This is a genomic window from Nocardiopsis sp. TRM 82005, assembly GCF_056312425.1.
The window spans coordinates 17,073-43,700 of the sequence record NZ_JBWDTQ010000008.1 but is presented as its reverse complement, the minus strand read 5'-3'; the positions used below and the strand labels follow the sequence as shown (position 1 = coordinate 43,700).

21 protein-coding genes and 4 riboswitches are annotated in these 26,628 nt (G+C 73.7%); of the genes, 10 read left to right on the top strand and 11 right to left on the bottom strand.

Annotated features, from left to right (window positions below):
* Positions 1-51: 51 nt before the first annotated feature.
* Both AC0T5L_RS06025 and AC0T5L_RS06020 read right to left on the bottom strand, forming a co-directional pair.
* Positions 52-231: a hypothetical protein gene (locus AC0T5L_RS06025; RefSeq protein ID WP_476164373.1), complete on the bottom strand. Its 180-nt coding sequence runs from the start codon at positions 229-231 to the stop codon at positions 52-54.
* Between the two features lie 198 nt (positions 232-429).
* A complete protein-coding gene (locus AC0T5L_RS06020) occupies positions 430-1,311 on the bottom strand; it encodes a lysostaphin resistance A-like protein (RefSeq protein ID WP_476164372.1) in 882 nt (293 codons plus the stop codon).
* A 405-nt stretch (positions 1,312-1,716) separates the two neighbouring features.
* Here AC0T5L_RS06020 and styA point away from each other — a divergent pair, with 405 nt between their 5' ends.
* The 8 genes from styA (at position 1,717) to AC0T5L_RS05980 (ending at position 13,060) form a co-directional block, all read left to right on the top strand.
* A complete protein-coding gene (styA, locus tag AC0T5L_RS06015; protein ID WP_476164371.1) occupies positions 1,717-2,964 on the top strand; it encodes a styrene monooxygenase subunit StyA in 1,248 nt (415 codons plus the stop codon).
* A 59-nt stretch (positions 2,965-3,023) separates the two neighbouring features.
* Positions 3,024-3,238: riboswitch (cobalamin riboswitch) on the top strand.
* 60 nt (positions 3,239-3,298) lie between these two features.
* Positions 3,299-4,342 (top strand): ABC transporter substrate-binding protein, encoded by a 1,044-nt coding sequence (locus AC0T5L_RS06010; protein ID WP_476164370.1) that lies wholly within the window; start codon positions 3,299-3,301, stop codon positions 4,340-4,342.
* Positions 4,339-5,355, top strand: coding sequence for a FecCD family ABC transporter permease (locus tag AC0T5L_RS06005; RefSeq protein ID WP_476164369.1), 1,017 nt, complete (start codon positions 4,339-4,341; stop codon positions 5,353-5,355). Before AC0T5L_RS06010 ends, AC0T5L_RS06005 begins: the two co-directional genes overlap by 4 nt.
* A complete protein-coding gene (locus tag AC0T5L_RS06000) occupies positions 5,352-6,281 on the top strand; it encodes an ABC transporter ATP-binding protein (protein WP_476164368.1) in 930 nt (309 codons plus the stop codon). The genes AC0T5L_RS06005 and AC0T5L_RS06000 overlap by 4 nt, the downstream gene beginning before the upstream one ends.
* A gap of 2 nt (positions 6,282-6,283) precedes the next feature.
* Positions 6,284-6,398, top strand: a riboswitch (cobalamin riboswitch).
* A 35-nt stretch (positions 6,399-6,433) separates the two neighbouring features.
* Positions 6,434-10,060, top strand: a complete 3,627-nt coding sequence (cobN, locus tag AC0T5L_RS05995; protein ID WP_476164367.1) for a cobaltochelatase subunit CobN — start codon at positions 6,434-6,436, stop codon at positions 10,058-10,060.
* Positions 10,057-10,782, top strand: coding sequence for a precorrin-6A synthase (deacetylating) (gene cobF / locus AC0T5L_RS05990; protein ID WP_476164366.1), 726 nt, complete (start codon positions 10,057-10,059; stop codon positions 10,780-10,782). Before cobN ends, cobF begins: the two co-directional genes overlap by 4 nt.
* A complete protein-coding gene (locus AC0T5L_RS05985; RefSeq protein ID WP_476164365.1) occupies positions 10,779-12,344 on the top strand; it encodes a cobyric acid synthase in 1,566 nt (521 codons plus the stop codon). Before cobF ends, AC0T5L_RS05985 begins: the two co-directional genes overlap by 4 nt.
* On the top strand, positions 12,341-13,060 hold the full coding sequence (locus AC0T5L_RS05980) for a cobalt-precorrin-6A reductase (protein ID WP_476164364.1): 720 nt from the start codon (positions 12,341-12,343) through the stop codon (positions 13,058-13,060). Before AC0T5L_RS05985 ends, AC0T5L_RS05980 begins: the two co-directional genes overlap by 4 nt.
* 77 nt (positions 13,061-13,137) lie before the next feature.
* On the opposite strand, the gene AC0T5L_RS05975 is transcribed toward AC0T5L_RS05980, so the two are convergent.
* The 3 genes from AC0T5L_RS05975 to AC0T5L_RS05965 are packed head-to-tail and all read right to left on the bottom strand — an operon-like array spanning position 13,138 to position 18,376.
* The gene (locus tag AC0T5L_RS05975) at positions 13,138-15,684 is read right to left on the bottom strand and encodes a cobyrinate a,c-diamide synthase (RefSeq protein ID WP_476164363.1); all 2,547 of its coding nucleotides are present in this window, start codon (positions 15,682-15,684) and stop codon (positions 13,138-13,140) included.
* On the bottom strand, positions 15,678-16,292 hold the full coding sequence (gene cobO, locus AC0T5L_RS05970; protein ID WP_476164362.1) for a cob(I)yrinic acid a,c-diamide adenosyltransferase: 615 nt from the start codon (positions 16,290-16,292) through the stop codon (positions 15,678-15,680). The genes AC0T5L_RS05975 and cobO overlap by 7 nt, the downstream gene beginning before the upstream one ends.
* Complete coding sequence (locus AC0T5L_RS05965; RefSeq protein WP_476164361.1) at positions 16,292-18,376, bottom strand: VWA domain-containing protein; 2,085 nt, start codon at positions 18,374-18,376, stop codon at positions 16,292-16,294. Before AC0T5L_RS05965 ends, cobO begins: the two co-directional genes overlap by 1 nt.
* A gap of 48 nt (positions 18,377-18,424) precedes the next feature.
* A riboswitch (cobalamin riboswitch) is annotated at positions 18,425-18,506 on the bottom strand.
* 153 nt (positions 18,507-18,659) lie between these two features.
* On the opposite strand from AC0T5L_RS05965, the gene cbiE reads away from it, so the two are divergent.
* Positions 18,660-19,886, top strand: coding sequence for a precorrin-6y C5,15-methyltransferase (decarboxylating) subunit CbiE (gene cbiE / locus AC0T5L_RS05960; protein ID WP_476164360.1), 1,227 nt, complete (start codon positions 18,660-18,662; stop codon positions 19,884-19,886).
* Between the two features lie 166 nt (positions 19,887-20,052).
* On the opposite strand, the gene AC0T5L_RS05955 is transcribed toward cbiE, so the two are convergent.
* Positions 20,053-20,928 carry an alpha/beta fold hydrolase gene (locus tag AC0T5L_RS05955; protein ID WP_476164359.1) on the bottom strand — a complete coding sequence of 292 codons (876 nt, stop codon included), beginning with the start codon at positions 20,926-20,928 and terminating at the stop codon, positions 20,053-20,055.
* Positions 20,929-21,008: 80 nt separating this feature from the next.
* Here AC0T5L_RS05955 and AC0T5L_RS05950 point away from each other — a divergent pair, with 80 nt between their 5' ends.
* Positions 21,009-21,542, top strand: coding sequence for a CGNR zinc finger domain-containing protein (locus AC0T5L_RS05950; RefSeq protein WP_476164358.1), 534 nt, complete (start codon positions 21,009-21,011; stop codon positions 21,540-21,542).
* A gap of 103 nt (positions 21,543-21,645) precedes the next feature.
* Here the strand turns inward: AC0T5L_RS05950 and cobM are convergent, their stop codons facing one another.
* The 5 genes from cobM to AC0T5L_RS05925 all read right to left on the bottom strand — a co-directional run bounded on the left by cobM (position 21,646) and on the right by AC0T5L_RS05925 (position 26,410).
* Positions 21,646-22,395 carry a precorrin-4 C(11)-methyltransferase gene (gene cobM / locus AC0T5L_RS05945; protein WP_476164357.1) on the bottom strand — a complete coding sequence of 250 codons (750 nt, stop codon included), beginning with the start codon at positions 22,393-22,395 and terminating at the stop codon, positions 21,646-21,648.
* Entirely contained in the window at positions 22,392-23,897 is a 1,506-nt protein-coding gene (locus AC0T5L_RS05940; protein ID WP_476164356.1) for a precorrin-2 C(20)-methyltransferase, read from the bottom strand. Before AC0T5L_RS05940 ends, cobM begins: the two co-directional genes overlap by 4 nt.
* On the bottom strand, positions 23,894-24,559 hold the full coding sequence (locus AC0T5L_RS05935) for a precorrin-8X methylmutase (RefSeq protein ID WP_476164355.1): 666 nt from the start codon (positions 24,557-24,559) through the stop codon (positions 23,894-23,896). The genes AC0T5L_RS05940 and AC0T5L_RS05935 overlap by 4 nt, the downstream gene beginning before the upstream one ends.
* Positions 24,556-25,614 carry a nitrite reductase gene (locus AC0T5L_RS05930; RefSeq protein WP_476164354.1) on the bottom strand — a complete coding sequence of 353 codons (1,059 nt, stop codon included), beginning with the start codon at positions 25,612-25,614 and terminating at the stop codon, positions 24,556-24,558. The genes AC0T5L_RS05935 and AC0T5L_RS05930 overlap by 4 nt, the downstream gene beginning before the upstream one ends.
* A 54-nt stretch (positions 25,615-25,668) precedes the next feature.
* Positions 25,669-25,874, bottom strand: a riboswitch (cobalamin riboswitch).
* A gap of 158 nt (positions 25,875-26,032) precedes the next feature.
* The gene (locus AC0T5L_RS05925) at positions 26,033-26,410 is read right to left on the bottom strand and encodes a DUF1330 domain-containing protein (RefSeq protein ID WP_476164353.1); all 378 of its coding nucleotides are present in this window, start codon (positions 26,408-26,410) and stop codon (positions 26,033-26,035) included.
* Positions 26,411-26,628 lie beyond the last annotated feature (218 nt).

The following is a 26,628-nucleotide window of genomic DNA, read 5'->3' as shown; positions in this document are numbered from 1 at the left end:
GCGCCCTCTCGTGTCGCGTCCCGAACCGCCGCGTACCCGCGCCCGGCCGTGTCAGCCGAACAGTTCCAGAAGCACGACGACCAGGCCGATGACGAGCATGGACGCGAGGATGAAGTAGCACCCGACGCTCCCGGTCGGCCCGGGGTCCCTCGTCGGCCCCCGTCGAATGTCGTTCGCGCCCTTGCCCCGACCTGCGCGACGTCCCGACTTGCTCTTCTTCTTGGCGGCCATCCCGGGCGCGTCCTCCCCACACCGCGTACGGTCCTCTGTGCGTTCGGACCGCAGATCCTACGCCACGGGACGGCCCCTCCTCCATCCGGGAGTTCGCGAACGCGGGAGCCGGCCGGCCCTTCGCGCTTCGCACGGCCCGCGGCGCTCCCTGGCGCGAGGACCGCCCCGCCCGCGGTCACCACCGCCGTCGACAGGGCCTCACAGCATCCCCGACAGGACCGGGACCGCGTTCACCGCGCCGTGGACTACAAGGACGGGCCACATCAACCGGTAGCGGCTCCACAGGTAGCCGAGGAACAGTCCCGTCACTCCCTGGTTGACGAGGGCGGAAGCCAGGTCGGTGGGAAGGTGGCCCGTGCCCTGGATGCCGACGTGCCAGACCGCCCAGAGCAGGGAGGCCAGCACGATGGCGGGCCAGCGGCCCAGCACGCCCTCCCACCGGGTCTGGAGCCAGCGCCGGTAGAAGACCTCTTCGAGCAGGCTGTTGAGGGCGAACACCACGGCCACGGTGACGACCAGCGAGACGGCGTCGACGCTCGCCGCGTAGTCGCTGGCCGGTGCGGCCATCGGTCCGGTGTAGGAGAGGAGGAGCCAGACGGCCACCGGTACCGCGGGCCCGTAGCGCCACCGCGCCGTGGACCGCTCGGATACCGGCCGTGTGACCGGGTCATCGCCGCGTGTCAGCCGGAACAGCACCAGGGGCACGGCCAGCAGCAGGGTGAGCTTCAGGGCGGTGTGCGCGGGTTCACCGCCGCCCACCAGCCGCAGCGCCACGGCGAAGAGCACGGCCGACGCCAGGAGGACCTCCGCACGGACGCGGGACGCACGTTCCGCGGGGCCTCCCGTCGCGGACGGCTCCCGGGGCGGTACCAGCCGCACGAGGACCAGGCCCGCCAGGGCCGGGACCCAGCGGTGCCACATGGGAACGGTGTCGTGGTGGTCGGCCGAGTACCGGATGCCGGCGGCACCGTTCATGGTCAGCCACACCGCGGATCCGGCGATCAGGGCCAGCCCGGTCACCAGTACGGCGGGCCCCAGCGCCCGATGTCCGAAAAAGGGCCGCCATGCCTTGTTTCGCATCCCTGAACCTTATGGGATCGCAGAAACGGACGTGAAGTCATGGCAAGTATTCTTTGGACCGGAGGCCAAAGGCCGAAGGAAACCGGCCAGACCCGGTTCTCCCTGACGGCCCCTGTCGCAGCATCGGCCTTTCCCGGTCTCCGACACGCGTTCCCCCTGAGCATGGGTAGCACGCCCCCGGACAAACGTGTTCTCCGCGATCCGAGGGTTACCTCCGCAGCCGGGTCCTGCTCGGCCCCCTTGCGTTCTCCCGTAAATCGTTCGCCGAATTCCTCGCGCATCCCTGGCCGAGACGTAACCTGTTGAGTACGATCACCAGCGGTGAGGGAAAAGGCCCCGCCCCCGACAGGCCCCACGAATCCCGTTCCGCCCCGGCTCCGAAACACCCCTGCCGTCAGGAGAAGCGTGAATAAGAGGATCGGCATCATCGGCGCCGGGACCGCGGGCCTGCACCTGGGCCTCCACCTGTTGCGGCACGGGGTGGAGGTCGCCCTCTTCACCGAGCGCTCACCGGACGAGCAACGGCGGTCCAAGGTGCTCAACACCGTCGCCCACCACGCGGTGACCGTGGAACGTGAGCGCGCCCTCGGCGTGGACCACTGGCCGGCGGAGGAGTACGGATACCCCGGACACCAGTACCGCGTGGGCCCCGGACCGGAGCCCGCGGCCTTCGCGGGCGTGTTCCGCGCTCCCAGCCGGGCCGTGGACTACCGGATCTACCAGCCCCGGCTGACCGAGGACTTCGCCGAGCGTGGCGGGGAGCTCGTGCTCGGCCGGCTCTCGCCCGAGGACGTCTCCTCCCTGGCCTCCCGGTTCGACCTGCTCGTGGTGTGCACCGGACGCGGCCCGTTCGCGCGGATGTTCGACCGGGATCCCGCGCACTCGCCCTTCAGCCGTCCCCGGCGGGCGCTGTGCGCCGGCCTGTTCACCGGCATCGCCCAGCACCCCACCCCCAACGTGACCTTCCACGTCTCCCCCGGCGCGGGCGAGATGATCGAGATCCCCACGTGGACCGACGGCGGCCAGGTCATGTCCCTGGTCATCGAGAACCACTACGGCTCTGATCTGGAGGCCCTGGCCGCCACGCCCTACGAGGACGACCCGAACGCCTACCGGGATCTCGCCCTGGGCCTGCTCCGTGAGCACTATCCGGCATGTTTCGAACGGATCGATCCGGCGGAGTTCGCTCCCCTGGACGGGCCGCGCGGCATCGTCCAGGGCGCGGTCACCCCGGTGGTGCGCCGCACGCACACCGTGCTGGACGACGGCACCGTCGTGCTCGCCCTCGGCGACGCACACGTGACCGTGGACCCCCTGCTCGGGCAGGGGGCCAACATGGCCTCCCACGCCGCGTGGGTGCTCGCCGAGGAGATCGTCCGGCAGGACGTCCTCGACCGCCGTTTCGTCGAGCACGTCGACCGGCGCAGGCAGGACCGTGTCCTGTCGGCGTCACGCACCACCAACCTGCTCATGGAGAACCTGGAGACCCTGCCCGAGGACTTCCTGGGGTTCCTCGGGGAACTGGGCCGGAACCCCTCCCTGGCCGACGAGTTCACCGAGTGGTTCAACTACCCCGAGCGCTTCTGGGACGGCCTGGCCGATCCCCGGCGCACACAGGCCTGGATCGGCCGGCACACCCCGGACCCGGTCTGAGCCACGCCCCGGCGGAGCACCGCCGGACCTCTCCGCCGCGGAGGGCCCCGGCAGGGCCTTGGTACTCTGCCCGAGCCAGCCGTACCACGTTCCGTGGTCAGGGAATCCGGTGCGAATCCGGAACTGACGCGCAGCGGTGAGGGGGATGGGCAGGGTACTTTGCGCCACTGGGGCGAGACCGCGGCGACCGGAGCGTCGACGCGGCCGCGGCCTGGGAAGGCACCCTGTCCGGGCGAACCCGAGTCCGAAGACCTGCTGGCACCTTCGCGTCGAGTGCGCGGAGGACGACCAAGGCCAGGCTCCGCGTTCGAGCCCCGACATCCAAGGCATCCCCATGCTGCGTTACGCGCCGCGCCCCGCCGCGCTCCTGTTCATATCCTCCCTGTTGCTCACCTCCTGCGGCTCCTCCCAGGGCGGGGAGGCCGACGGGGCGGAGCCCACCGCCGGCACCGGCTCCCCCCACACCATCGACAACTGCGGACACCGGGTCGCCCCCGACTCGGTGCCGGAGCGAGTCGTCTCCCTCAACCAGGGCAGTACCGAGATCCTCCTCTCCCTCGGTCTGGCGGACCGCCTCGTGGGCACCGCCACCTGGACCGACCCGGTCATGGAAGGGCTGGAGGAGGAGAACGCGGGCGTCCCGCGGCTGGCCGACGACAACCCCTCCTTCGAGAGGGTCCTGGAGGCCGAACCGGACTTCGTGACCGCCTCCTTCGTCTCCACGCTCGGCACGGGCGGCGTCGCCACCCGGGAGCAGTTCGAGGAGCTGGGCGTGCCCACGTACGTCTCCCCGTCCGACTGCGCCGCGGGCAAGGACAACGAGAGCGGAGGGGACGGCTCCCGCGGTGAGCCGCTCACCCTGGACACCGTCTACGGCGAGGTCCGCGACCTGGCCCGGGTCTTCGGTGTGCGGGAGCGCGGGGAGGAGCTCGTCGCGGGGCTGGAGCAGCGGGTGGACACGGCGACCGAGGGCCTGGACGCCTCGGACGCCTCCCTCATGTACTGGTTCGCCAACTCCCAGTCGCCCTACCTCGCCGGCTGCTGCGGCGCCCCGGGCGCCATCACCCGTGCGGTCGGCGCGCAGAACGCCTTCGACGACACCCACGACGAGTGGCCCCAGATCAACTGGGAGACCGTCGCCGACCGCGACCCCGACGTCATCGTGCTCGGCGACCTGACCCGCGAGTCCCAGACGGCCGAGACCGCCGAGGCGAAGATCGACTTCCTGGAGACCAACCCCGCCACCCGCAACCTCACCGCGGTGAGGGAGGAACGGTACATCCTGCTCAGCGGCCAGGCCATGAACCCGACGATCCGCACGGTCGAGGGGACCGAACGGGTCGCCGACGGTCTGCGCGGCCTCGGGTTCACCCAGTGAGCGGTGCGCGTCTCGCGCTGCTCATCTCCAGTGGACTGGCGGTACTGGCCGTGTCGGTCTCGGTCACCGTGACCATCGGCCCCGCCGACATCGCCACGGCCGAGGTCTGGGGGTCGGTCGCCTCCCGCCTCGGGTTCGGTGAGAGCCCCCTGCCACCGCTGCGGGAGGGCATCGTGTGGAACCTGCGCATGCCCCGTACACTGCTCGCCGCGGTGTGCGGGGCGGGCCTGGCCCTGTGCGGCGCGGTCATGCAGTCCCTGCTCCGCAACCCGCTGGCGGACCCCTTCGTGCTCGGTGTCTCCTCCGGTGCCTCCACCGGAGCTGTCGCCGTGATCGTCCTCGGGTGGGGCGCCGGGGTGGTGTCGCTGTCTGCGGGGGCCTTCGCCGGGGCGCTGCTCTCCTTCGGGATGGTGATGCTGCTCAGCCACAGCCTGGGCGGGAGCATGGACCGCGTCGTGCTGTCCGGGGTCGCGGCCATGCAGCTGTTCTCGGCGCTGACCTCGTTCACCGTGCTGACCTCGGCGGACGCCGAGACCACGCGTGGGGTGCTGTTCTGGCTGCTCGGCTCCCTCAGCGGCGCCGGATGGACCGACGTGGTCCTGTGCACGGCGGTGCTGGTCGGCGTGCTCGCCGTCTGCCTCGCCCACACCACCGCCCTGGACGCCTTCGCCTTCGGCGAGGAGGCCGCCGCGAACCTGGGCGTCCGGGTGGTCCGGGCCCGCGTGCTGCTCCTGACCGCCACCGCCCTGCTCACCGCGGTCCTGGTCAGCTCCGCCGGGGCGATCGGCTTCGTGGGCCTGGTCCTGCCGCACGCCGCGCGTGCGCTCACCGGTTCCACCCACACCAGGCTCCTGCCGGTCACCGCGCTGACCGGGGCCGTCTTCCTGGTGTGGGTGGACACGGTCGCCCGCACCGCGCTGGATCCGCAGGAGATCCCGGTGGGGGTGGTGACCTCCCTCATCGGCGTGCCCGCCTTCATCGCCGTGCTGTACCGAGCCAGGAGGCTGACATGAACGACTCCGACCAGGCCGTGGCCCGCGTCCGCGCCGGTGTTCCCCCAGCCGGAGGACGGGAGAGCGGCTGGGACCGAAGACCGTCCGGCGGGGGCGGTGGAGGGCTGAGCGCCGACCGCGTCAGCCGCCGTGTCGGCGGCCGCCTCGTCCTCGACGGTGTCACCGTGGCCCCGCGTCCCGGCGAGACCGTCGGCCTGCTCGGCCCCAACGGCTCGGGCAAGTCCACACTGCTGCGGCTGCTCGCCGGCGTCCTCGCGCCGTCCGCGGGCGTGGTCACCCTGGACGGCCGGCGGCTGAGCCGGACCGGACGCCGCGCCGCGGCGCGGCGCGTCGCCGCCGTCCAGCAGAACGCGCACACCCAGACCGAGCTGACGGTCCGGGACGTCGTGGCCCTGGGGCGCATCCCGCACCGCCGCCCCTGGTCGGCCATGTCCGCCTCCGACCTGCGCGCCGTGGCGGCGGCCCTGGAACGCGCCGGCCTCACCGGACGGGCCGACCAGTCCTGGCACACGCTGTCCGGCGGCGAGCGCCAGCGCGCCCAGATCGCCCGTGCCCTCGCCCAGGAGCCGAGCGAACTCCTGCTCGACGAGCCGACCAACCACCTCGACATCCAGCACCAGCTCGACCTGCTGGAACTGGTCACGGGCCTCCCGGTCACCACCGTGATCGCCCTGCACGACCTCAACCTGGCCGCGATGTACTGCGACCGCCTGCTCGTGCTCCGGGACGGCCGTGCCGTCGCCGAGGGCACGCCCTCCGAGGTCCTGGTCCCGTCCCTCATCGAGGAGGTCTACGGGGTGCGGGCCGAGGTCGTCCCCGGCCCCGGCCATCCGGTGATCCGCTTCCTGCGCCGCGGCGCCAAGCCGTCGGCCCGCTCCGCCGGGCCGGACCGCCCCGCCGAAGCGGAGGCGGGAGCGGCGGGCTAGGGTATGGATCCTTCGCCCGTGGTACAGGAACCCGGTGTAAATCCGGGGCGGTTCCGCCACTGTGACGCCCCTGTCGTGGGGGTACAGCCAGACACTGGCCTCGGGCGGTCCTACCGCCGATGGGGCGAGAACCCCGAGGGAGGAATCCGGCCATGACGGCACGGATCGCACTGCTGTCCACGTCCGACACCGACCTGCTCTCCGCGCGGGCCAGTGGTTCCGCGTACACGTGGGCGAACCCGTCCCGTGCCTCCGACGCGGAGCTCACCGACGCCGTCGGGGGCGCCGATCTCGTGGTGGTGCGGCTGCTCGGCTCTCCGCACGACCTGTGGCCCGGCCTCGCCGCCGTGCGGGAGCGGGGCACACCGCTGGTCGTCCTGGGCGGCGAACAGCAGCCCAGCGCCGAGCTGATGGAGCACTCCACCGTCCCGATCGGCGTGGCGACCGACGCCCACCGCTACCTCGCGGAAGGCGGCCCCGGCAATCTCGGGCGCCTGCACGCCTTCCTGTCGGACACCGTGCTGTTGGCCGGCGAGGGCTTCGATCCGCCCGCGCCCGTTCCGCTGTGGGGCTTCACCGAACGCGACCGGCCGCGGGACCCCGCCCGGGTGAGCGCTTCGCGGCGGGAGGGGGCCGCCGCCCTTCCACGGGTCGGCATCCTCTACTACCGGGCCCACGAGGCCAGCGGCAACACCGCGTTCGCGCACGCGCTGGCCGACGCCGTCGACGCGACCGGGCAGGCCGTGGGCGTCCCCGTGTTCGCCGGTTCGCTGCGCTCCGCGCCCGACGAGCTGTTCGGTGCACTCCGCGGCTTCGACGCACTGGTGGTGACCGTCCTCGCGGCGGGCGGCAGCGTGCCCGCCTCCGCGAGCGCGGGCGGGGACGACGAGGCATGGGACGTGGAACGGATGGCGGCCCTGGACGTCCCCGTCCTCCAGGGCCTGTGCCTGACCAGCTCCCGCGCCGACTGGGAGGCCTCCGACGACGGTGTCACCCCGCTCGACTCGGCGAGCCAGATCGCCATCCCCGAGTTCGACGGCCGGATCATCACCGTGCCCTTCTCCTTCAAGGAGATCGACCACGACGGGCTGCCCCGCTACGTCGCGGACCCGGAGCGGTGCGACCGCCTGGCCGGGATCGCGGTCGCCCACGCCCGGCTGCCGCACGTGCCCCCCGCCGAGAAGCGGATCGCGGTCGTGCTGTCCGCCTATCCGACCAAGCACGCCCGCATCGGCAACGCCGTCGGACTCGACACGCCCCGCTCACTGGTCCGCCTGCTGCGCCGTCTGCGCGCCGAGGGCTACGACCTGGGTGATCCCGGCGACCTGCCCGGGCTCGACCTGGCCGACGACACGGAGGCCGGCGACGCGCTGATGCACGCCCTGATCGCGGCGGGCGGCCAGGACGAGGACTGGCTGACCTCCGTCCAGCTGTCCGACGCCCAGGTACGGATCACGGCCGAGGAGTACGCCGCCTGGACCGAGGGCCTGCCCGGGGCCCTGAGGGAGGCGATGGCCGAGACGTGGGGGCCCGCGCCCGGCCGCCTGTACGTGAACGAGGCGGGCGAACTCGTCCTCGCCGCGCTGCGCGCCGGCAACGTCGTCGTCCTGGTCCAGCCGCCGCGCGGCTTCGGTGAGAACCCGATCGCCATCTACCACGACCCCGACCTGCCCCCGAGCCACCACTACCTGGCCGCCTACCGCTGGCTGGAGCACGGCTTCGGCGCCCACGCCGTGGTCCACCTCGGCAAGCACGGCTCGCTGGAGTGGCTGCCCGGCAAGAACGCCGCGCCGTCCGCCGCCTGCGGCCCCGACGCGGTGCTGGGCGACCTGCCGCTGATCTACCCGTTCCTGGTCAACGACCCGGGTGAGGGCGCCCAGGCCAAGCGCCGCGCCCACGCCACGGTCGTCGACCACCTCATCCCGCCGATGGCCCGCGCGGAGACCTACGGTGACATCGCCCGCCTGGAGCAGCTGCTCGACGAGCACGCCAACATCGCGGCCATGGACCCGGCCAAGCTGCCCGCGGTCCGGGGCGAGATCTGGTCCCTGATGCGCGCGGCGGAGCTGCACCGCGACCTCGGTCTGGAGGAGCGGCCCGACGACGAGGAGTTCGACGACTTCCTGCTCCACGTCGACGGCTGGCTGTGCGAGATCAAGGACGCCCAGATCCGCGACGGCCTGCACGTGCTCGGCGAGGCGCCGACGGGCGAGGCCAGGGTGAACCTGGTCCTGGCCGTCCTGCGCGCCGCGCAGGTGTGGGGAGGCGTCGGCGCCGCGGTGCCGGGGCTGCGGTCCGTCCTCGGCCTGAAGGAGGACGCGCCGACCGGCGAGGTCGACGAGGCGGAGGCGCGCGCCCGCGACCTCGTCGAGCGGATGGAGGCCGCGGGCTGGGACACGGCCGCCGCGGCCGGCCTGCACGAGGACGCCGGGGTGCGCCGCGTCCTGGAGTTCGCCGCCACGCAGGTGGTGCCCCGCCTCGCGCGCACCACCGACGAACTCGACCACGTCGTCCACGCCCTGGAGGGCGGCTTCGTCCCGGCGGGCCCCTCCGGCTCCCCGCTGCGCGGCCTGGTCAACGTGCTGCCGACCGGCCGCAACTTCTACACCGTCGACCCCCGTGCCGTCCCCTCCCGGCTCGCCTGGCAGACCGGTCAGGCGATGGCCGACTCCCTGCTGCGCCGCCACCTGGAGGAGACCGGGACCTACCCGGAGTCGGTGGGCCTGTCGGTGTGGGGTACCTCCGCCATGCGTACCTCCGGTGACGACATCGCCGAGGTGCTGGTGCTCCTCGGTGTCCGCCCCGAGTGGGACGAGGCCTCCCGCCGGGTCTCCCGGCTCCACGTGGTCCCGCTGGAGGAGCTGGGCCGCCCGCGCGTCGACGTCACGGTGCGCATCTCCGGCTTCTTCCGCGACGCGTTCCCCCACGTGGTCGCCATGCTGGACGACGCCGTGAACCTGGTCGCCGACCTCGACGAACCGGAGGAACAGAACTTCGTCCGCGCCCACGCCCGCGCCGACCTGGGGGTGCACGGCGACCAGCGCCGCGCCACCACCCGGATCTTCGGCTCGGCACCCGGCTCCTACGGCGCGGGCATCCTCCAGCTCGTGGAGTCCGGCAACTGGCGCGACGACCGCGACCTCGCCGACGTCTACACGGCCTGGGGCGGTTTCGCGTACGGGCGCGGCCTCGACGGCGTCCCGGCCGCGGACGACATGCGCGCCAACTACCGCCGGATCAAGGTCGCCGCGAAGAACATCGACAGCGCCGAGCACGACATCGCCGACTCCGACGACTACTTCCAGTACCACGGCGGCATGATCGCCACCGTCCGCGCCCTCACCGGCGCCGAGCCCAAGGCCTACGTCGGCGACTCCACCGCGCCCGACGCGGTACGCACCCGCACCCTCGCCCAGGAGACCGCCCGTGTGTTCCGGGCCAGGGTGGTCAACCCGCGCTGGATCTCCGCCATGCGGCGCCACGGCTACAAGGGCGCCTTCGAACTGGCCGCCACCGTCGACTACCTCTTCGGTTTCGACGCCACGGCCGGCGTCGTCCACGACTGGATGTACGAGAAGCTCGCGGCCGAGTACGCGCTCGACCCCGGCACCCAGGAGTTCCTGCGCCGCTCCAACCCGTGGGCTCTGCACGGCATCGTCGAGCGGCTGCACGAGGCCGCCCGGCGCGGGCTGTGGGCCGAGCCGGACCCGGCGACGCTCGAAGCCCTGACGGAGGTCTACCTGGAGGTCGAGGGCGACTTGGAGGACCGGTCCGAATGAGGGTGAGGATCCTCGGCATCGGCATGGGGCCGCGGCACGTCACCCAGGAGGTCGCCGACGCGCTACGGGGCTGCGACTACGCGGTGGCCGCCCGCAAACGCGAGGACGACGGGCTGCTCGCCCTGCGCCAGGCCGTCTGCGACGCGTACGGCGTGCCCCTGGTCGCCGTGCCCGATCCGGAGCGCGACCGCGACGACCCCGCGGACTACCCGGCCGCGGTCGCCGCATGGCACGAGGCCCGGGTCGCCGTCTATGAGCGGGTACTCGGCGAGCGCGGGGGGACCGCGGCGTTCCTGGTCTGGGGCGACCCGGCCCTGTACGACTCCACCCTGCGGATCGTGGAGCGGATCGCCGCGCGAGGGGTCGTTCCCGTGGAACACGACGTGCTCCCCGGCGTCAGCGCCCTCCAGCTCCTCGCCGCACGGCACCGGATCGTGCTGCACGAGGTGGGCCGTCCGGTCCACGTCACCCCGGCGCGCCGGCTGCGCGGGGCCGTCGACGCCGGGCAGGACAACATCGTCGTCATGCTCGGCGGGAAGCCCGGATTCGAGGGCCTGGAGCGGTGGTCGGTCTGGTGGGGCGCCAACGTGGGCACCGACACGGAGGAGTTGGTCGCCGGACGGGTCGGTGACGTGCTGCCCGGGATCGACGCGGCCCGGACACGGGCCAGGGAGCGGGCCGGCTGGGTGATGGACATCGCGCTGCTGCGGAGGCCGGTATGAGTAGGGACGTTGAGGGCGGTGGCGGCCTGCTGATCGCCGGCACCACCTCCGACGCCGGCAAGAGCGTCGTCACCACCGCTCTGTGCCGGGCCTTCGCACGCCGCGGCGTGCGGGTCGCGCCGTACAAGGCGCAGAACATGTCCAACAACTCCATGGTCTGCCACGGCCCCGACGGCCGCCCCGCGGAGATCGGCCGGGCCCAGTGGGTGCAGGCGCTGGCCGCCCGCGCCGCGCCGGAGCCCGCCATGAACCCCGTGCTCCTCAAGCCGGGCACCGACCGGCGCAGCCATGTCGTCCTGCTCGGGGAGCCCGCCGGGGACGTGTCCTCGGCGGGATGGGAGTCCGGCCGCCGCCGTCTGGCGAAGGCCGCGCACGCCGCCTACGACGACCTGGCGGCACGCCACGACATCGTCGTCGCCGAGGGCGCGGGCAGTCCCGCCGAGACCAACCTGCGGACCGGCGACTACGTGAACATGGGTCTGGCCCGGCACGCGGACATGCCCGTGGTGGTCGTCGGCGACATCGACCGGGGCGGCGTCCTCGCCGCGCTGTACGGCACGGTGGGACTGCTGGAGCCCGCCGACCAGGAACTGGTCGCGGGCTTCGTGATCAACAAGTTCCGCGGGGACGCCGGACTGCTGCGGCCCGGACTGGAGGACCTCGAACGGATCACCGGCCGCCGGGTGTACGGCACCCTGCCGTGGGACTCCGGACTGTGGCTCGACTCCGAGGACGCCCTCGACCTGGAGGGCCGCCGGGCGGACGGGGGTGACGGAGGACGGCGGGCGGGAGAGGTCCGGCGGGTGGCCGTGGTACGCCTGCCCAGGATCAGCAACTTCACCGACGTGGACGCCCTGGGGCTGGAGCCCGGCCTCGACGTCGTCTTCGCCTCCGGCCCGCGCGACCTCGCCGACGCCGACCTGGTCGTCCTGCCCGGCACCCGCTCCACCCTCGCCGACCTGGCCTGGCTGCGCTCCCGCGGACTCGACCGGGCGATCACCGAGCACGCCCGCCGCGGTCGACCGCTGCTCGGCGTCTGCGGCGGATTCCAGATGCTCGGCCGGACGGTCGCCGACCCCGAGGGCGTCGAGGCCGGGCCCGGCGCGTGCGCGGACGGCCTCGGGCTGCTCGACGTACGCACCGACTTCACCGTCGGGAAGGCCCTCCGCCTGCCGTCCGGGGAGGCGCTCGGCGCGCCCGCGCACGGCTACGAGATCCACCACGGCCGGGTCACGGTCGGCGACGGCGCGGAGGAGTTCCTGGGCGGAGCCCGCTCGGGGAACGTCTTCGGCACCATGTGGCACGGCAGTCTGGAGGGTGACGCCTTCCGCACCGCCTTCCTCACCCGGGCGCTCGGCTGCGAGCCGTCCGGCGTGCGTTTCGCCGCTGCCAGGGAGCGGCGCCTCGACCTGCTCGCCGACCTCGTGGAGCGGCACCTCGACGTCGACGCGCTGCTCGCCCTCGCCCGCGAGGGCGCCCCGGCGGAGCTGCCCGCGCTGGCTCCGGGAGCCGCACCCGCCGCCCGCCCCCGACGGACGCCTTCTGCGCGGTTCCCCCGATGAGGCTGTTGCTCCTCGGCGGCACGTCCGAGGCCCGCGAGCTCGCCGCCCTCCTGGTCGGGGCGGGCGTCGACGTGACCACGTCGCTGGCCGGCCGGGTGGCCCGGCCCCGGCTGCCGGTGGGAAAGGTCCGCGTCGGCGGCTTCGGAGGGGTCTCCGGCCTGCGTGCGGCGCTGACCGGCTACGACGCGGTGGTGGACGCCACCCACCCCTTCGCCCTGGGCATGACCGCCAACGCGGCGGCCGCCTGCACCGATGTCCCCTTGCTGCGGCTGGAACGGCCGGGCTGGACCCCCGACCCGGCCTGGCACTACGCCGCCACCCACGAGGAGGCGGCGGAAAGGGCCGCGGCGCTCGGCGCCCGGCCGTTCCTCACGGTCGGCCGCCAGGAACTCGCCCGCTTCGCCTCGGAGCTGGGCCGACGGGCGGTCCTGGCCCGGGTGGTGGACGTTCCCGGGCTCGGACTGCCCCTCGCCTGGCGGCTGGTGACCAGCCGGGGGCCCTACACCCTCGACGGCGAGCTGGACCTGTTGGGCGGGCACCGCGCGGACGTCCTGGTCACCAAGGACTCCGGCGGTACCTACACCTGGCCGAAGATGGAGGCCGCGCGGCTGCTCGGCGTACCGGTCGTGGTGGTGCGGCGCTCGCCGGGCCCGCCCGGCGTCCCCACCGTCCACGACGTCGCGGACGCGTTCGCCTGGGTCTCCACCCTGGGGTGAGACGCACATCCCAGCAACACGTCATATCCCCGACGTTTTCAGCCGGCGCACGGGCAGAGGACCCGTCGCGCGGCTGCTCAGACGCGGGCGCCGTACGGCTCCCCCTCCGACTCGCGCGTCCTGGCGAGGGCGGCGAGCAGGCGCCGGGTGGTGCCCGGGGGCCGTACCGCTACGCGCACCCAGGAGGCGTCGAGTCCGGGGAACGTGTCGGACCGCCGCACCGCGACGCCCTGTTCACGCAGGCGCGTGTGTCCCCCTTCTCCCACCCGCACCAGGACGAACGACGCGCGGGAGGGCACGAACTCCAGGTCCGCCTCCCGCAGTCCGGCTTCGAGGAACTCGCGCCAGCCCTCCAGGATCCGGGCCCGCTCCAGCGCCTCGGGGGCCGCGCCCTCACCCGTGCAGGCGACGGTGGCGGCGATCGCGGGCGCGGACACCGACCACGGCGTCTGCGCCCGGCCCAGCTCGCGCACCACGGCCCCGTCCCCGACGACGTATCCGGCCCGGACGCCCGGGATCGACCAGTGCTTGGTGAGGCTGCGCAGCACCACCAGGCCTTCGGCCCGATCGCCCACCAGGGACTCCGGTTCCCCCGGTACGGCGTCCATGAACGCCTCGTCGACGACGACCAGCCGTCCCGGGCGGCACAGCCGGCGCAGTGCCGCGGCCGGGTGCAGGACACCGGTGGGGTTGGTGGGGTTGCCGAGCACCACCAGGTCCGCGTCGTCGGGAACCGCCGCCGGGTCGAACGCGAAGCCGTCCCCGGCCGTACAGAGCACGGACGTGACGGTGTGCCCGGCCTGTTCCAGTGCGGCGTGCGGCTCGGTGAACTGGGGGTGCACCACCACCGGGCACCGCCACGGCCGCAGCCGTGCGATCAGGGTGAACGCCTCCGCCGCACCCGCGGTCGGCAGTACCTCGGCGGGCCGCCGGGCGTGCCGATGGGCGATCGCGGCGCGGGCGGGCTCCGGGTCGGGGTAGGCGGCGGCGCGGGCCAGGCTCTCGCGCAGGGCCCGGTCGAGCCAGGCGGGACGCTCTCCGGCGTAGACGTTGACGGCGAAGTCCAGCAGGCCGCCGCGGACCTCGGCGTCGCCGTGGTGCCGCAGCGGATCGGCCGTCCGGTGGGCGTTGGCGCCCTGGCCGGCCGCGGCCGAAGGCTCACCGCATGAGGGAGGCACCGCGTCCGAAGGCCCGCCGTTGAGGGTGGTGGAGGGCGACGAGGGGTGCGGGGCCGGAGCGGCAGCCGCGCCCGGTCCGGGGGCGGCGTGCACGGCCTCCGCGAAGCGGGCGGCGATGCGGGGGTGCCCGGCCCAGTGGACATGGAGATAGGAGGCGTGCAGCGTCGGCGAGGCGAAACCCTCCGACGCGCCGTCGACCTCCCACGCCGGGCGGTCGACGGAAGCGCCGGGGGTGAGGCCGGTGCGGTGGAACTCGTGGCCGGTGACCCTCTCCCCGGCCCGGGTCAGCAGAGTGTCCCCGGGCGAGGTCGCCTCGGGATAGCGCAGGGTGAGCCGCTCCGTCATCCGCGCGTGCGCGGGAACGGCCCCGGCCATGGCTTCGCCGTCGAGCGACTCGGCGAGGTAGAGCAGGCCCGCGCACTCGGCGACGGTCGGCACCCCGCTCCGTACCGCGTCGCGCAACTCGGTCAGCAGGCTCCGGTTGGCGGCGAGCCGGCCGGCGTACACCTCGGGGAATCCTCCGCCGAGGTAGATGCCCCGGGTACCGGCGGGCAGCCCGGTGTCGCGGAGCGGGTCGAAGCCGACGACCTCGCACCCGGCGGCGGTGAGCAACTCCTCGGTCTCCGTGTAGCGGAAGGTGAAGGCCCGTCCGCCCGCCGCCGCGACCAACGGCCGCCGGGCCGCGGAGGGTGCGTCCAGCCCGTGTGCCGGGTCCCAGGGCTTGGCGTCCAGGGCGGGCGCGGAGCGGGCCAGGGCGAGCAGCGCGTCCAGGTCCACCTGGCGCGCGACGTGCTCTCCGAGCCGCTCGACCACGTGCGCCGACTCCGCCCGCTCGGACACCGGGACGAGCCCGAGGTACCGGGACGGGCTGGCGAGCCGCTCGTCGCGGTGGACCACGCCGAGGACGGGCAGGCGTGTGGCCCGGATGATCTCGGCGACGTTGCGCGCCGAACCCGCCTGGTTGAGGATCACGCCGGCGACCTCGACCGCCGGATCGTAGGCGGCCATGCCCGCGACCAGCGCGCCCACCGAACGGGACATCCGGGACACGTCCACGACCAGCACCACCGGCGTCCGGGTCAGGGCCGCCACATGCGCGGACGAGGCGAACCCGTCGGTGCCGATCCGCCCGTCGTGCAGGCCCATCACCCCCTCCACGACGGCGACGTCGGCACCGCGCGCCCCGTGCAGGAGCAGCGGCGCCACCCGGTCCTCGCCGACCAGGTGGGGGTCGAGGTTACGGCCGGGGCGCCCGGTGGCGAGGGCGTGGTAGCCGGGGTCGATGTAGTCGGGGCCCACCTTGTGGCCGCTCACCGCCTGTCCGGCGTCACGGAGCGCTGCCATCAGCCCGGTCGCGACCGTGGTCTTGCCCTGACCGGTCATGGGGGCGGCGATCATCAGCCGGGGCAGGGCCGTCGGCCCGGAGGCCGCCGGGGACGTCACCATTCGATCCCCCGCTGGCCCTTCCTGCCGGCGTCCATGGGGTGCTTGACCTTCGTCATCTCGGTGACCAGGTCGGCGGCCTCCAACAGCCGCGGATCGGCCCGGCGGCCGGTGATCACCACGTGCTGGTGACCGGGACGGTCCCGAAGGGCGGCCACGACGTCGTCGGCGTCGACCCAGCCCCAATTGATCGGGTAGGTGAACTCGTCGAGGATGAGCAGGTCGTGCGTCTGGTCGGCGAGCCTCCGCTTGATCTCGGCCCAGCCCTCCGCGGCGGCCGCCGCGTGGTCCTCGACGTCGTCCTTCCGGCGGATCCACGACCAGCCGGAGCCCATCTTGTGCCACTCGACCGGGCCTCCCTCGCCGGTCTCCTCGTGGAGCCGGCCCAGGCGTTCCAGCACGGTCTGCTCACCGATACGCCACTTCGCCGACTTGACGAACTGGAACACCCCGATCCGCCAGCCCTGGTTCCAGCTGCGCAGCGCTAGGCCGAACGCGGCGGTCGACTTGCCCTTTCCGTCACCGGTGTGGACGGCGAGCAGCGGCTGGTTGCGGCGCTGCCGCGTGGTGAGCCCGTCGTCGGGAACGACGAGCGGTTTGCCCTGAGGCATCAGGCGGCCCTCTCTCGTACGGCGTTGCTCAGCGCGTCGGCGCTGACTTCGCCGACTGGTAGGTGGTCGGCGCCCAGGCGGGCGGCGAGGGTGGCGGCGAGGCCGAGCCGCAGCGGTCCGGACTCGCCGTCCATCACGACGGTGGTAACGTCCAGCCCGGCGACGTGGTCGGCGGCTCCCATAGCGCGGCCGACGGCGCCCCGTCCGCCGGTGGCCCGGCCGTCGGTGACGACGACGAGGAGCGGGCGCAGCCTCGGGTCCCGCAGGCGCTCGCGCCGAAGGACGCGGGCCGCCTCCAACAGGCCCTCGGCCAGCGGAGTGCGCCCTCCGGCGGGCAGGTCGTCGAGCCGGGCCGCGGCGATGTCCACGGAGCGGGTCGGCGGCAGCGCGAGTTCGGCGCCCCGTCCCCTGAAGGTGATCAGGCCGACCTTGTCGCGGCGCCGGTAGGCGTCGAGGAGCAGGGAGAGGATCGCGGTCTTGACCTCGGTCATGCGCTTGCGCGCGGCCATGGATCCGGACGCGTCGACGCAGAACAGGACCAGGTTGGTCTCCTGGCCCTCGCGGACCGCGACGCGCAGGTCGCGGGGGCGGAGCCGCAGTCGGCCGCCGTCCTGTGGCCGTGAGGCGGCGGCCCGTACCGTCTCGCCCAGGTGGAGCGATTCGCCGGATCCCCGGCCGGGCGCGGCGGAACCGATCCGGCGGCCCCGTACGCCGACGGCCCGGCTGCGCCTGCCGTCGGCCCCTTCGCCGGAGCCCCGCACGGTGAGCATCCGGGGCCGGTAGGGAGCGGCGGCCTTGGCCGTGACCGGGGAGTCGCCGGCGGGGCGGGGTCCCGGGGCACCGCTGTCGGAGCCGGCCGGCTCCTGCTCGGCGGACGCGGGTTCCTGCTCGGCGGGTGCTGGGGGCTGCCCCTGGCCGTCCGGGACGTCGTCCGGCGCCTCGGGGGTGCCCTCGGTGTCGGAGGGGCCGTCGGCTTCGGAGGGGCCGTCGGAGTCGGAGGGGTCGTCCGCCCCTCCCGGTCCCGACGGATCCGGAGGGTCGGGCGGCGGTTCCTCGTCTCCCAGGACCTGGTCGAGGAGGTCCTCGTCGAGACCCGGCGCGTCGAACGGGTTGCGCCGACGCCGGTGCGGCAGGGCGAGCAGGGCGGCACGGCGGATGTCGGCCAGGGTGACCGAGGTCCGGCCCTCCCAGGCCGCGTGCGCCACCGCCGTGCGCGCGGTGACGATGTCGGCCCGCAGACCGTCCACCTCGAACGTCGCGCACACCTCGGCGATCTTCAGCAGCGCGGCCTCCGGCAGCCGCACCTGCCCGAGCGCCTCCCGGGCCGCGGCGATGCGCTCGGTGAGGGCCTCCTCGGCCGCACGGTAGCGGTCGGCGAAGGCGGCGGCGTCGGAGTCGTGGGCCATGCGCCTGCGGACCACCTCGGCGCGGGTCGCGGGCTCGCGCGGCGCGGCGACCTCGACGGTGAGCCCGAACCGGTCGAGGAGCTGCGGACGCAGCTCACCCTCCTCGGGGTTCATCGTGCCGATGAACAGGAACCGGGCGGTGTGCTCCACGGAGAACCCGTCGCGCTCCACGGTCACCCGGCCGGTGGCGGCGGCGTCGAGCAGGAGGTCGACCAGGTGGTCGTGGAGCAGGTTGACCTCGTCGACGTAGAGGAGTCCGCGGTGGGCCCGGGCCAGGAGACCGGGCTCGTAGGCGACCTTGCCGTGCGTGAGCGCCTGTTCCAGGTGCAGGGAGCCCAGGACACGGTCCTCCGTGGCGCCGACGGGCAGTTCGACGAGCCGTACCGGGCGGCTCTCCACGGCCGTGTCGGCCCCGAAGGGGCCGTCCGGCGACCGCTGCGCCGGATCGGCGGGATCCACGGAGAACCGGTCGCCCCGGTAGACGTCCACGGGCGGGAGGAGGGAGGCGAGGGCCCGGGCGGCGGTGGACTTGGCCGTGCCCTTCTCCCCGCGCACCAGGACGCCGCCGATCTCCGGCGAGACGCTGGTGAGGACGAGGGACAGGCCCAGGTCGTCGAGCTGTTCGGCGTCGCAGCCGACGATCGCGGTGAAGGGGTAGTGCGATGACCGCAATGGCATGTGAGGCTCCCGCTCGTTTCGCCATCCGTAAGGGGCGGGCGCGAGGCCGGTCTTCGGACTTGCCGAGTCCTCCTGCGTGGAGGCTCGGTTCACCGCAGCGGGCCTGTGCCGGAGTCTCACCGGGCTTCCCTGATTCTCCCCTCCCGCCGTCCCCACCGTTTCCGATGGCTGGGCCGTTGGGGCACCTCGTGCCTGTGGCCGCCACGATAGCTTGGCCTCCTCCCCACGGCGGAAGCCGGGGGCCTCCGCCGCCACACACTCGGTCAAGGTCAGGAAGGTCGGTATGCACTCCCCCAAGGAAACCGGGATCACCGTCGTCGGCGTCGGAGCCGACGGCTGGCCCGGTGTGCCGGAACGGCTGCGCGGGCTCGTCCTGGACGCGGACGTGGTGCTGGGCGGCCGCAGGCACCTGGCGATGCTGCCCGACCAGCCCGGGCAGCGCCGTGAGGCCTGGCCCTCTCCCCTGCGGGAGGGGCTGCCGTCGGTGCTCGCCTCCCTCGACGGCGCCTCCGCGGTGGCGCTCGCCTCCGGCGACCCCCTGGTGTCCGGTGTCGGCACCACGCTGATCGATCTGCTGGGCGCGGACGCCGTGCGGGTGGAGCCGTCCGTCTCCTCGGTCGCCCTGGCCCGCGCCCGGATGGGCTGGCCCTCGGAACGGTGCGAGGTGGTGGGCCTGGTCGGGCGCGACCCCCGGCTGCTGCTGCGGTGTTTGGGGCCCGGACAGCGCGTCCTGGTGCTCTCCTCGGACGGGGACACGCCCGCGGCGGTCGCCGCCCTCCTCGTCGGCGCCGGCTACGGCGCCAGCCGTATGACCGTGCTGGGCGATCTGGGCGCGGACTCGGAGTCCCGTTCGGAGGGCACGGCGGACGGCTGGCTGGAGGACCCTCCCGCGAAGGCGCCCGCGTTGCACGTACTGGCCCTGGAGCTGGTCGGCCCGTCCGGGTACGGACTGGTCCCGGGGCTGCCCGACGACGCGTTCGAACACGACGGGCAGCTGACCAAGAGGGACCTGCGCGCCTCGGCGCTGGCCCGGCTGGCGCCCTCGCCGGGCCAGCACATGTGGGACGTGGGCGCGGGTGCGGGGTCGGTCGGCATCGAGTGGATGCGGGCCCACCCGACCTGCACCGCCACGGCGGTCGAGGCGCAGGCCGAGCGGGCCGAGCGGGCCGGCCGCAACGCCGGCCGCCTCGGTGTGCCCGGGCTGCGCGTGGTCACCGGCCGCGCGCCGGACGCGCTGGCCGGCCTGCACGCGCCCGACGCGGTGTTCGTCGGCGGCGGTGCGACCCGTCCGGGCGTGCTCGACACCTGCCTGCGGGCGCTGCGGCCGGGCGGCCGGCTCGTGGTGCACGGTGTGACGCTGGAGACCGAGCACCTGCTCGCGGACGCCTACCGGCGCCACGGAGGGGAGCTGACCCGTGTCGCCGTCGAGACCACCGCTCCCGTCGGCACGTTCACCGGCTGGACACCCGCCCGCACGGTCACCCAGTGGTTCCTGACCGCGATGCCCTGAACCCTCGCCCCGCCCCGGTCCGTTGCCGGCCGCCGCGGGCACGGGAGTCGGTTCTCCGCCTGCGGCCCCGCCGGGGACCGGCCCCGGCGGGCACGCCGGCAGGACCGGGAGCCGCTCGAGGTTCCCGGGCCCTGCCGCCACCCGCGCCGGAAACTCCCTGCGGGCTTCACACCGGCGATTCAATGACGGTCAGGAACTCGCGGATGTATCCGGCCACGGTGTCCAGGTGGCTTTCGAGGAGGAAGTGTCCGCCTCCGGGAACCAGGTGGATCTCCGCGTCCGGCAGGTCCCTCGCGAAGGCGCGTGCTCCGTCCGGGCCGAAGATCTCGTCGCCTGCGCCCCAGACCGCGAGGAGGGGAACCCGGTGGTCCCGAAAGTAGGCGTGTACCCGGGGGTAGAGGGGCGGGTTGCTGGCGTAGTCGCGAAACAGGGCGAGCTGCACGAGGTCGTTGCCCGGCCGGTTGACCTCGCGGTGGTCGGCGGCCCAGGTGTCAGGATCGACCAGCTCGGGCCGGTCCACTCCGTGCAGGTACTGCCAGCGGATGGCCTCGAGCGAGAGGGCGGCACGGACGGCGGGTTCGGTCTCTGGTCCCGGATTCTCGCAGTACGCCCATACGGGCTCCCAGAAGTCCGGTACGAAGCCGTCCTCGTAGGCGTTGCCGCTCTGCGTGATCACCGCGGTGATCGCGTCCGGGGCGCGCAGGGCCAGCCGCCAGCCGATGGGCGCGCCGTAGTCCTGGACGTACAGGGCGTAGCGGGTGATGCCGAGCTGGGACAGCAGGGCCTCGGTGATGTCGGTCAGGGAGTCGAAGGTGTAGGTGAACGCGTCCACGGGCGGGGCGTCGGATCCGCCGAAGCCGAGGTGGTCGGGGGCGATGACGTGGAACCGGTCGGCCAGCTCCGGGATGAGGTGGCGGAACATGCGTGAGCTGGAGGGGAATCCGTGCAGGAGCACGAGTGCGGGCGCCTGGCGGTCTCCTGCCTCTCGGTAGGAGACGCGATGTCCCCGCACTGTCGCGTATCGATGGCCCACCTCAACCATAACTAACCCCTTCGATGTCTTTTGAAGGTTATCCTTGGCATTGAGTAGACCACCCTGGGAGTAACCTGTCAAACCACTTGATGGAGTTAGACGGAAAGGTGGGTGCCGTGCTGGACGACCAGGCCCTGATGCAGGCGCTGAACAGCACCCCTGTCACGGACGGCCGACGCCGGGACCTGTGGAGTGACGACCAGGGGGTGGACGAGTGGGCGCGGGCACACGGGGGCATCGGCGGCGACGAGGAGCGCCGGTGGCTGCGCACCGCCCGGGACGCGCTCCAGGCGGTGGAGTCGGGCACCTCGTCGGAGCCCCGGCTGCGCCGGGTTCTCGCAGGCGTTCGCAAGGTCCCGCGGCCCAGCGCGTCGGGCGTCGAGTGGCACTTGGAGGTGCCGCCGGAGCGCAGGCTCGCCGTGGAACTCGTGCTCGCGTGGGCGGACGTCCAGGAGCGCATGCCCGGCCGTCTGCGGCCGTGCGAGAACCCTGAGTGCCGCCTCTTCCTTTTGGACCGCAGCCGTGCCAACACCGCACGGTGGTGCTCGATGAAGACCTGCGGGAACCGGCTCAAGGCCCGCCGGCACCAGAGCCGGGCACGGGAGGCCCCACGGTCCGGGTAGCGCGCCGACGGGTCCGCCTCGCACGGGCGGACCCGCGCCCGGAGGCCTCCGGCGGACGGGCGTTCGGGGTCCCCGCCCTCAGCGGCCCCCTCCCGCACACCCCCTAGCCACCGGCCCGGGGGCGTGCCGGATCGTAGAGGTGGGACTCACCGCCCCTCCCGGGGTCGAGCGCCCGCCCCACGAGGATCACCGCCGCCTGGCGGAGCCCGGCCTCCTCCACCGCGTCGGCGATGGTGGAGACCGTGCCGCGCAGCACCGACTCGTCCGGCTGGCTGGCCCGGTGGACGACGACGACCGGGCAGCCGCCGCCGTACTCGGGTTCGATCTGCGCCATCAGCTCCCGGACCCGCCTGATCGCCAGGTGCAGCACCAGTGTGGCGCGGGTCGCCGCGAAGGCCGCCAGCGACTCGGTGTCCGGCATGGCGGTCGAGCGGGCCTGGGTCCGGGTCAGCACCACCGACTGGGCCACCAGCGGCACGGTCAGCTCCCTGCCCGCCAGCGCCGAGGCGGCCGCGTACGCGGGCACCCCCGGTGTGACGTCCCACGGGACACCGTGCGCGTCGAGCCTGCGGGTCTGCTCGGCGAGCGCCGAGTAGAGCGAGGGGTCGCCGGAGGTGAGCCGTACGACGTCCCGCCCCCCGGCGTGCGCGTCGACCAGGCGGTCGGTGATGCGGTCGAGGTCCAGGCCCTGGGTGTCCACCAGTGCGGCGCCGGGCGCGCAGTGGGTGAGGACGTCCGGGTCCAGGTACGTGCCGGGGTACAGCACCACGTCGGCCTCGGCGAGCATCCGCGTGGCGCGGACCGTCAGCAGATCGGCGGCGCCGGGCCCCGCCCCCACGAAGTGCACGGTCATGGTCCCACCCACCGCGGGGTCCAGACGCGGCCCGTCGCGGAGACCCGGGTGCCGGACGCGCCGACGATCAGCAGGCAGCGCATGTCGACGGCGGCCGGGTCGAGTTCGTCGAGGGTGGTCACCGTCAGGGACTCGCCGTCTCGGCCGACGTCCCGGCCGACGACGACCACGGTGTCGGGCTTCCGGTGCTCCAGCAGGATCCGGCGGGCGGTGACGATCTGCTCGGTCCGGGACCGGGAGGCCGGGTTGTAGACGGCCAGCGCCAGGTCGGCCTCGGCGACGGCGCGCAGCCGCCGCTCGACCACCTCCCACGGTTTGAGGCGGTCCGACAGGCTCATCACCGCGAAATCACCGCCGACGGGTGCGCCCGCTCGGGCCGCGACCGCCTGGACGGCGCTGACGCCCGGCAGCACCCGGACGGGCACGTCCTGGTAGCCGGGGTCCTCGGCCGCCTCGAACACGGCGGTGGCCATGCCGAAGACGCCGGCGTCCCCGCCGGAGACCACGGCGACGCGTTCTCCGCGCCTGGCCAGGTCGAGGGCGAACCGGGCCCGCTGGAGCTCGACGGTGTTACCGGAGGCGTGCCGGGTGAGTCCGGGGCGCTGCGGGACCCGGTCGACGTAGGAGGCGTAGCCCACCACGTGGTCCACCTCCGCGAGCGCCTCGGAGGCCTCGGGGGTGAGCCAGTGCCCGGGACCGGGCCCCAGGCCGACGACCAGCAGTTCGGCCGCCGGTTCAGCGGACTCCGGTGCCGTCGGCGTCGCCGCGCCGCCCTGCCGGGACCGCTTGCCGTTGCGGCTGTCGCCGGTGACCAGTACCAGGGAGAAGTAGGGCACCGTCTGCGGATCGACCTCCGAGACCGGCAGCCGCCGCTCCCCGTCCATCGAGGCGCGCTCCACGTACACCGCGTGCTCCAGGCGCCCGGCCGCCTCCAGGGCGCGGCGGACGGCCGGGAAGGTCCGGCCCAGCTTCATGATCACGGCCGCGTCGGTGTCCGCCAGACGGCGGGCCAGTTCCGGTTCGGGCAGGGTGCCGGGCAGCACGGTGAGCACGTCGGTCTGCCGGGCCAGCGGGGCCGCCGCGGCGGCGGTGAACGCCGGGACTCCGGGCACGATCTCGGTCTCGTACCGCTCGGACAGCCGGTCGTGCATGTACATGTACGACCCGTAGAACAGGGGGTCGCCCTCGGAGAGCAGGACGACGTCGCGCCCGGCGTCGAGGTGGGCGGCCAGCCGTGCGGCGGACTCCTCGTAGAAGTCGGCCAGCGCACCCGCGTAGCCGCCCGGATGGTCGGTCGCGCCGGTGGTCACCGGATAGGTGAGCTGTTCCTCGACCGCCGAGCCCGGGATCAGGGACGCGGCGATGCGCCGGGCGTTGGACTGCTTTCCCGCGCCGGCGTGGTAGGCGACGACGTCGGCTCCGGTGATGAGCCCGGCCGCCTTGAGGGTGATCAGCTCGGGGTCGCCGGGACCGACCCCGACACCGTGGAAACGACCGGTCATTCCTCCTCCTTGGCGAGTGCGTTGAGGGCCGAGGAGGTCATCGCGGAGCCCCCGCGGCGGCCACGGGTGGTCACGTAGGGGACGTCGACGCCGTGTCGGCCCGCGAATTCCGTCAGCGCCTGCTTGGACTCGGCGGCGCCGACGAAGCCGACCGGGCAGCCGACGATCGCAGCCGGGCGCGGGGCGCCGTCGACCAGCATTTCCAGCAGATGGAAGAGGGCGGTGGGCGCGTTGCCGACGGCGACCACCGCGCCGTCGAGCAGCGGCTCCCACAGGGAGACCGCGGCCGCGGTGCGGGTGGTGCCCCACTCCCGGGCGAGGTCGGGGACCCGCTCGTCGCCGAGGAGGCAGAGCACCTCGTTGCCGCTCGGCAGGCGGTTCCTGGTCACGCCAGCGGCCACCATGCGCGCGTCGCACAGGACCGGCGCACCGGCCCGGAGGGCGGCCCGTGCCGCGGGGACCAGATCGGGGTGGACGGCCAGGTCGTCGGCGAGGTCTACCTGGCCGGTGCCGTGGATCATCCGGACGGCGAGCCGCTCCGCGTTGGCGGGCAGGTGCCCCAGCCGGGCCTCACGCCGGATGATGGCGAAGGAGTCGGCGTAGATCGCGGGCCCGTCGTCGACGTACTCATAGTGCCGGTTCGGCCGGCTCGGGACGGTCACTGTGTCTCTCCGGGGATGAGGATGCCACGCCACGGCGTGACGACGAGCTCGCGGGATCCGGAGGTGAGCGCCTCCTCGGCGAGCGCTTCGGCGGCGGGGCGGTCCAGTCCGTCGTCGGGTACGGGAACGTGCCGTCCGCCCTCGGGCAGCGGACCGTACGGCAGCGGCGGCGCGGGGGCCGGTAGTCGCGGGTCCGGTGGCGCCGGTTCGATCAGCGGCGACGGGAGTTCGGCGACGTGCCACGGCGCGGCGGGACCGTCTCCGCGCCGCTCCAGGAACTCGTCGGCCAGTCCTACGAGCGAGGCGGCGGCCCCGCCGAGCGGCGTCAACGGGCCCCAGCCCTCCCCGATCCTCAGCTGGGCGACCTGCTCGTCGAGGGCGACGAGGCCCAGGTCGCAGGAGCGGTCGAGCATGTCACCGCGTCCGTCGTCCAGGACGAACAGGAAGCGCCCGGGAAGGGCGGCTCGGTGCGGCTCGGCACACAGCAGCCCGTCCAGGTCGGTGGCGAGGGGGCGCAGGTCCACCCTCCCGCCCGTCGCCCGCCATCGCTCCGGGGGACGCTCCGCGCCAGACGAAGCTTCCACCCTCAAACGAGAGCCACCGGCCCCAGCCCACTTGCCCGTCGCCCGCCATCGCTCCGGGGGACGCTCCGCGCCAGACGAAGCTTCCACCCTCAAAGGAGAGCCTCCGGCTCCGGCCCACTTGCCCGTCAGGCCCGTGCACGGGGAGGCCATCACGTTGCGGACCAGTTCGTGGGTGAGCGAGGGCAGCAGACCGGTCCCCTCAAGGGCCCGGAGCACCTCGGGGGGCAACCGCCCGTCACGTCCGGGCAGGGCGCGCAGCTGCACGTTGGCCCGGCCGGTGACATGGATCCGGCCGACGCCGTACTCGTCGGCCACGGCGGCCAGGGCCCGCAGCGAGCGGGCGGGAAGCCGGCCGCCGACGAGCCGGAGACGGACCAGCAGCCCGTCCTCGGCGGGCCAGGGACGCAGGGCGCCGGGGCAGCGGTCGCGCCGGGTTCGAGGGGCGGAGGGCGGGGGTTCCGTCGGGGACATGCGAGTCCTTCGGGTCAGGGACCCGTTCGCGGGGTCCGCGGATGACCTGGCGGCCCGTCACCGCCAGTGCCAGCAGGTCTTCGGACTCGGGTTCGACCGGTACGGAGCGCCTTCCCGGAGCGGTGCTCCAGTGGCTGTCCCGGGAACCGCGTTCCCGGGGCGTGCCCGCCCGTCACCCTCACCGCTGCGCGTCAGTCCCGGAGTCTCACCGGGTTCCCTGCCCCACGAGGTGGAGTTCGACTGGCTCGACGAGGGTAATACCTCGCTCATCACCGGTCTGAGCCAGGGTCCCCACCGGCCTGCGAGAAGGCACGGCTGGAGCGGGCCGTGGTGCCTTGCCGCGGTCACTCACGGTAGGTCTCCACGGCCCGCCCCGATGGCCACCGCACGACTTCTGAACGTGCCCGCAGGCCCCCGTCTACGAACTGCGGCCGGAGCCCCAGGGAACGGTCGGCTGGAGCACGGCCTCGGTCAGGGCCTGGGAGCGCAGATGGGTGACCTTCTGGTACTCGGGGTCGGCGACCATGCGGCTGAACGTCTCCCGGTCGGGGTAGCGAACGAGCAGTACCGCGTCCCAGTCCTGCCCGTCCTCGGCGACCAGGGGCGCCGCACCGTCACCGGCGTAGAGGAGTTCGGCTCCGTACTTCTTCAGGAAGCGAGCCGTCTGCCGCGAGTACTCCTCGTACGAGGAACGACCGTCCGGAGCGAAGCGCAGCAGGTTGAGCATGACGAAGGGACCGCCCGGGTCATCCTTCAACATGCCCGCGAGAGCGGATCCTGAGGGGTCGACGGCCATTGGTGACTCCTTGTGTGGTCGAGGGGTGTGAGAAGCGTGGGCGCACCACGGACGCCATGGTAACCGACTGGTCGGTATGCACTATTGGCGGGCCTGCCCGCGGCCTCGTCGCGATGGCCCGCCCACCCCGGTTCCATCAAAAATCCTGCATACCGCTTTCCTACCATTCCCTTTCCCCTGGGTGCGAAAACGATATCCAATCCGCCACGGATGCGCAG

Coding starts and splice junctions, on each gene's coding strand:
- AC0T5L_RS05925 (WP_476164353.1), bottom strand. CDS start 26,410: ATGGCCGTCGACCCCTCAGGATCCGCTCTCGCGGGCATGTTGAAGGAT.
- AC0T5L_RS05975 (WP_476164363.1), bottom strand. CDS start 15,684: ATGGTGACGTCCCCGGCGGCCTCCGGGCCGACGGCCCTGCCCCGGCTG.
- cobO (WP_476164362.1), bottom strand. CDS start 16,292: ATGCCTCAGGGCAAACCGCTCGTCGTTCCCGACGACGGGCTCACCACG.
- AC0T5L_RS06020 (WP_476164372.1), bottom strand. CDS start 1,311: ATGCGAAACAAGGCATGGCGGCCCTTTTTCGGACATCGGGCGCTGGGG.
- AC0T5L_RS05930 (WP_476164354.1), bottom strand. CDS start 25,614: ATGTCCCCGACGGAACCCCCGCCCTCCGCCCCTCGAACCCGGCGCGAC.
- AC0T5L_RS05950 (WP_476164358.1), top strand. CDS start 21,009: ATGGAGTTAGACGGAAAGGTGGGTGCCGTGCTGGACGACCAGGCCCTG.
- AC0T5L_RS05985 (WP_476164365.1), top strand. CDS start 10,779: ATGAGTAGGGACGTTGAGGGCGGTGGCGGCCTGCTGATCGCCGGCACC.
- cobF (WP_476164366.1), top strand. CDS start 10,057: ATGAGGGTGAGGATCCTCGGCATCGGCATGGGGCCGCGGCACGTCACC.
- cobM (WP_476164357.1), bottom strand. CDS start 22,395: ATGACCGTGCACTTCGTGGGGGCGGGGCCCGGCGCCGCCGATCTGCTG.
- AC0T5L_RS05965 (WP_476164361.1), bottom strand. CDS start 18,376: ATGCCATTGCGGTCATCGCACTACCCCTTCACCGCGATCGTCGGCTGC.
- AC0T5L_RS06000 (WP_476164368.1), top strand. CDS start 5,352: ATGAACGACTCCGACCAGGCCGTGGCCCGCGTCCGCGCCGGTGTTCCC.
- AC0T5L_RS05940 (WP_476164356.1), bottom strand. CDS start 23,897: ATGACCGGTCGTTTCCACGGTGTCGGGGTCGGTCCCGGCGACCCCGAG.
- AC0T5L_RS06010 (WP_476164370.1), top strand. CDS start 3,299: ATGCTGCGTTACGCGCCGCGCCCCGCCGCGCTCCTGTTCATATCCTCC.
- AC0T5L_RS05980 (WP_476164364.1), top strand. CDS start 12,341: ATGAGGCTGTTGCTCCTCGGCGGCACGTCCGAGGCCCGCGAGCTCGCC.
- cbiE (WP_476164360.1), top strand. CDS start 18,660: ATGCACTCCCCCAAGGAAACCGGGATCACCGTCGTCGGCGTCGGAGCC.
- cobN (WP_476164367.1), top strand. CDS start 6,434: ATGACGGCACGGATCGCACTGCTGTCCACGTCCGACACCGACCTGCTC.
- AC0T5L_RS05955 (WP_476164359.1), bottom strand. CDS start 20,928: ATGGTTGAGGTGGGCCATCGATACGCGACAGTGCGGGGACATCGCGTC.
- AC0T5L_RS06025 (WP_476164373.1), bottom strand. CDS start 231: ATGGCCGCCAAGAAGAAGAGCAAGTCGGGACGTCGCGCAGGTCGGGGC.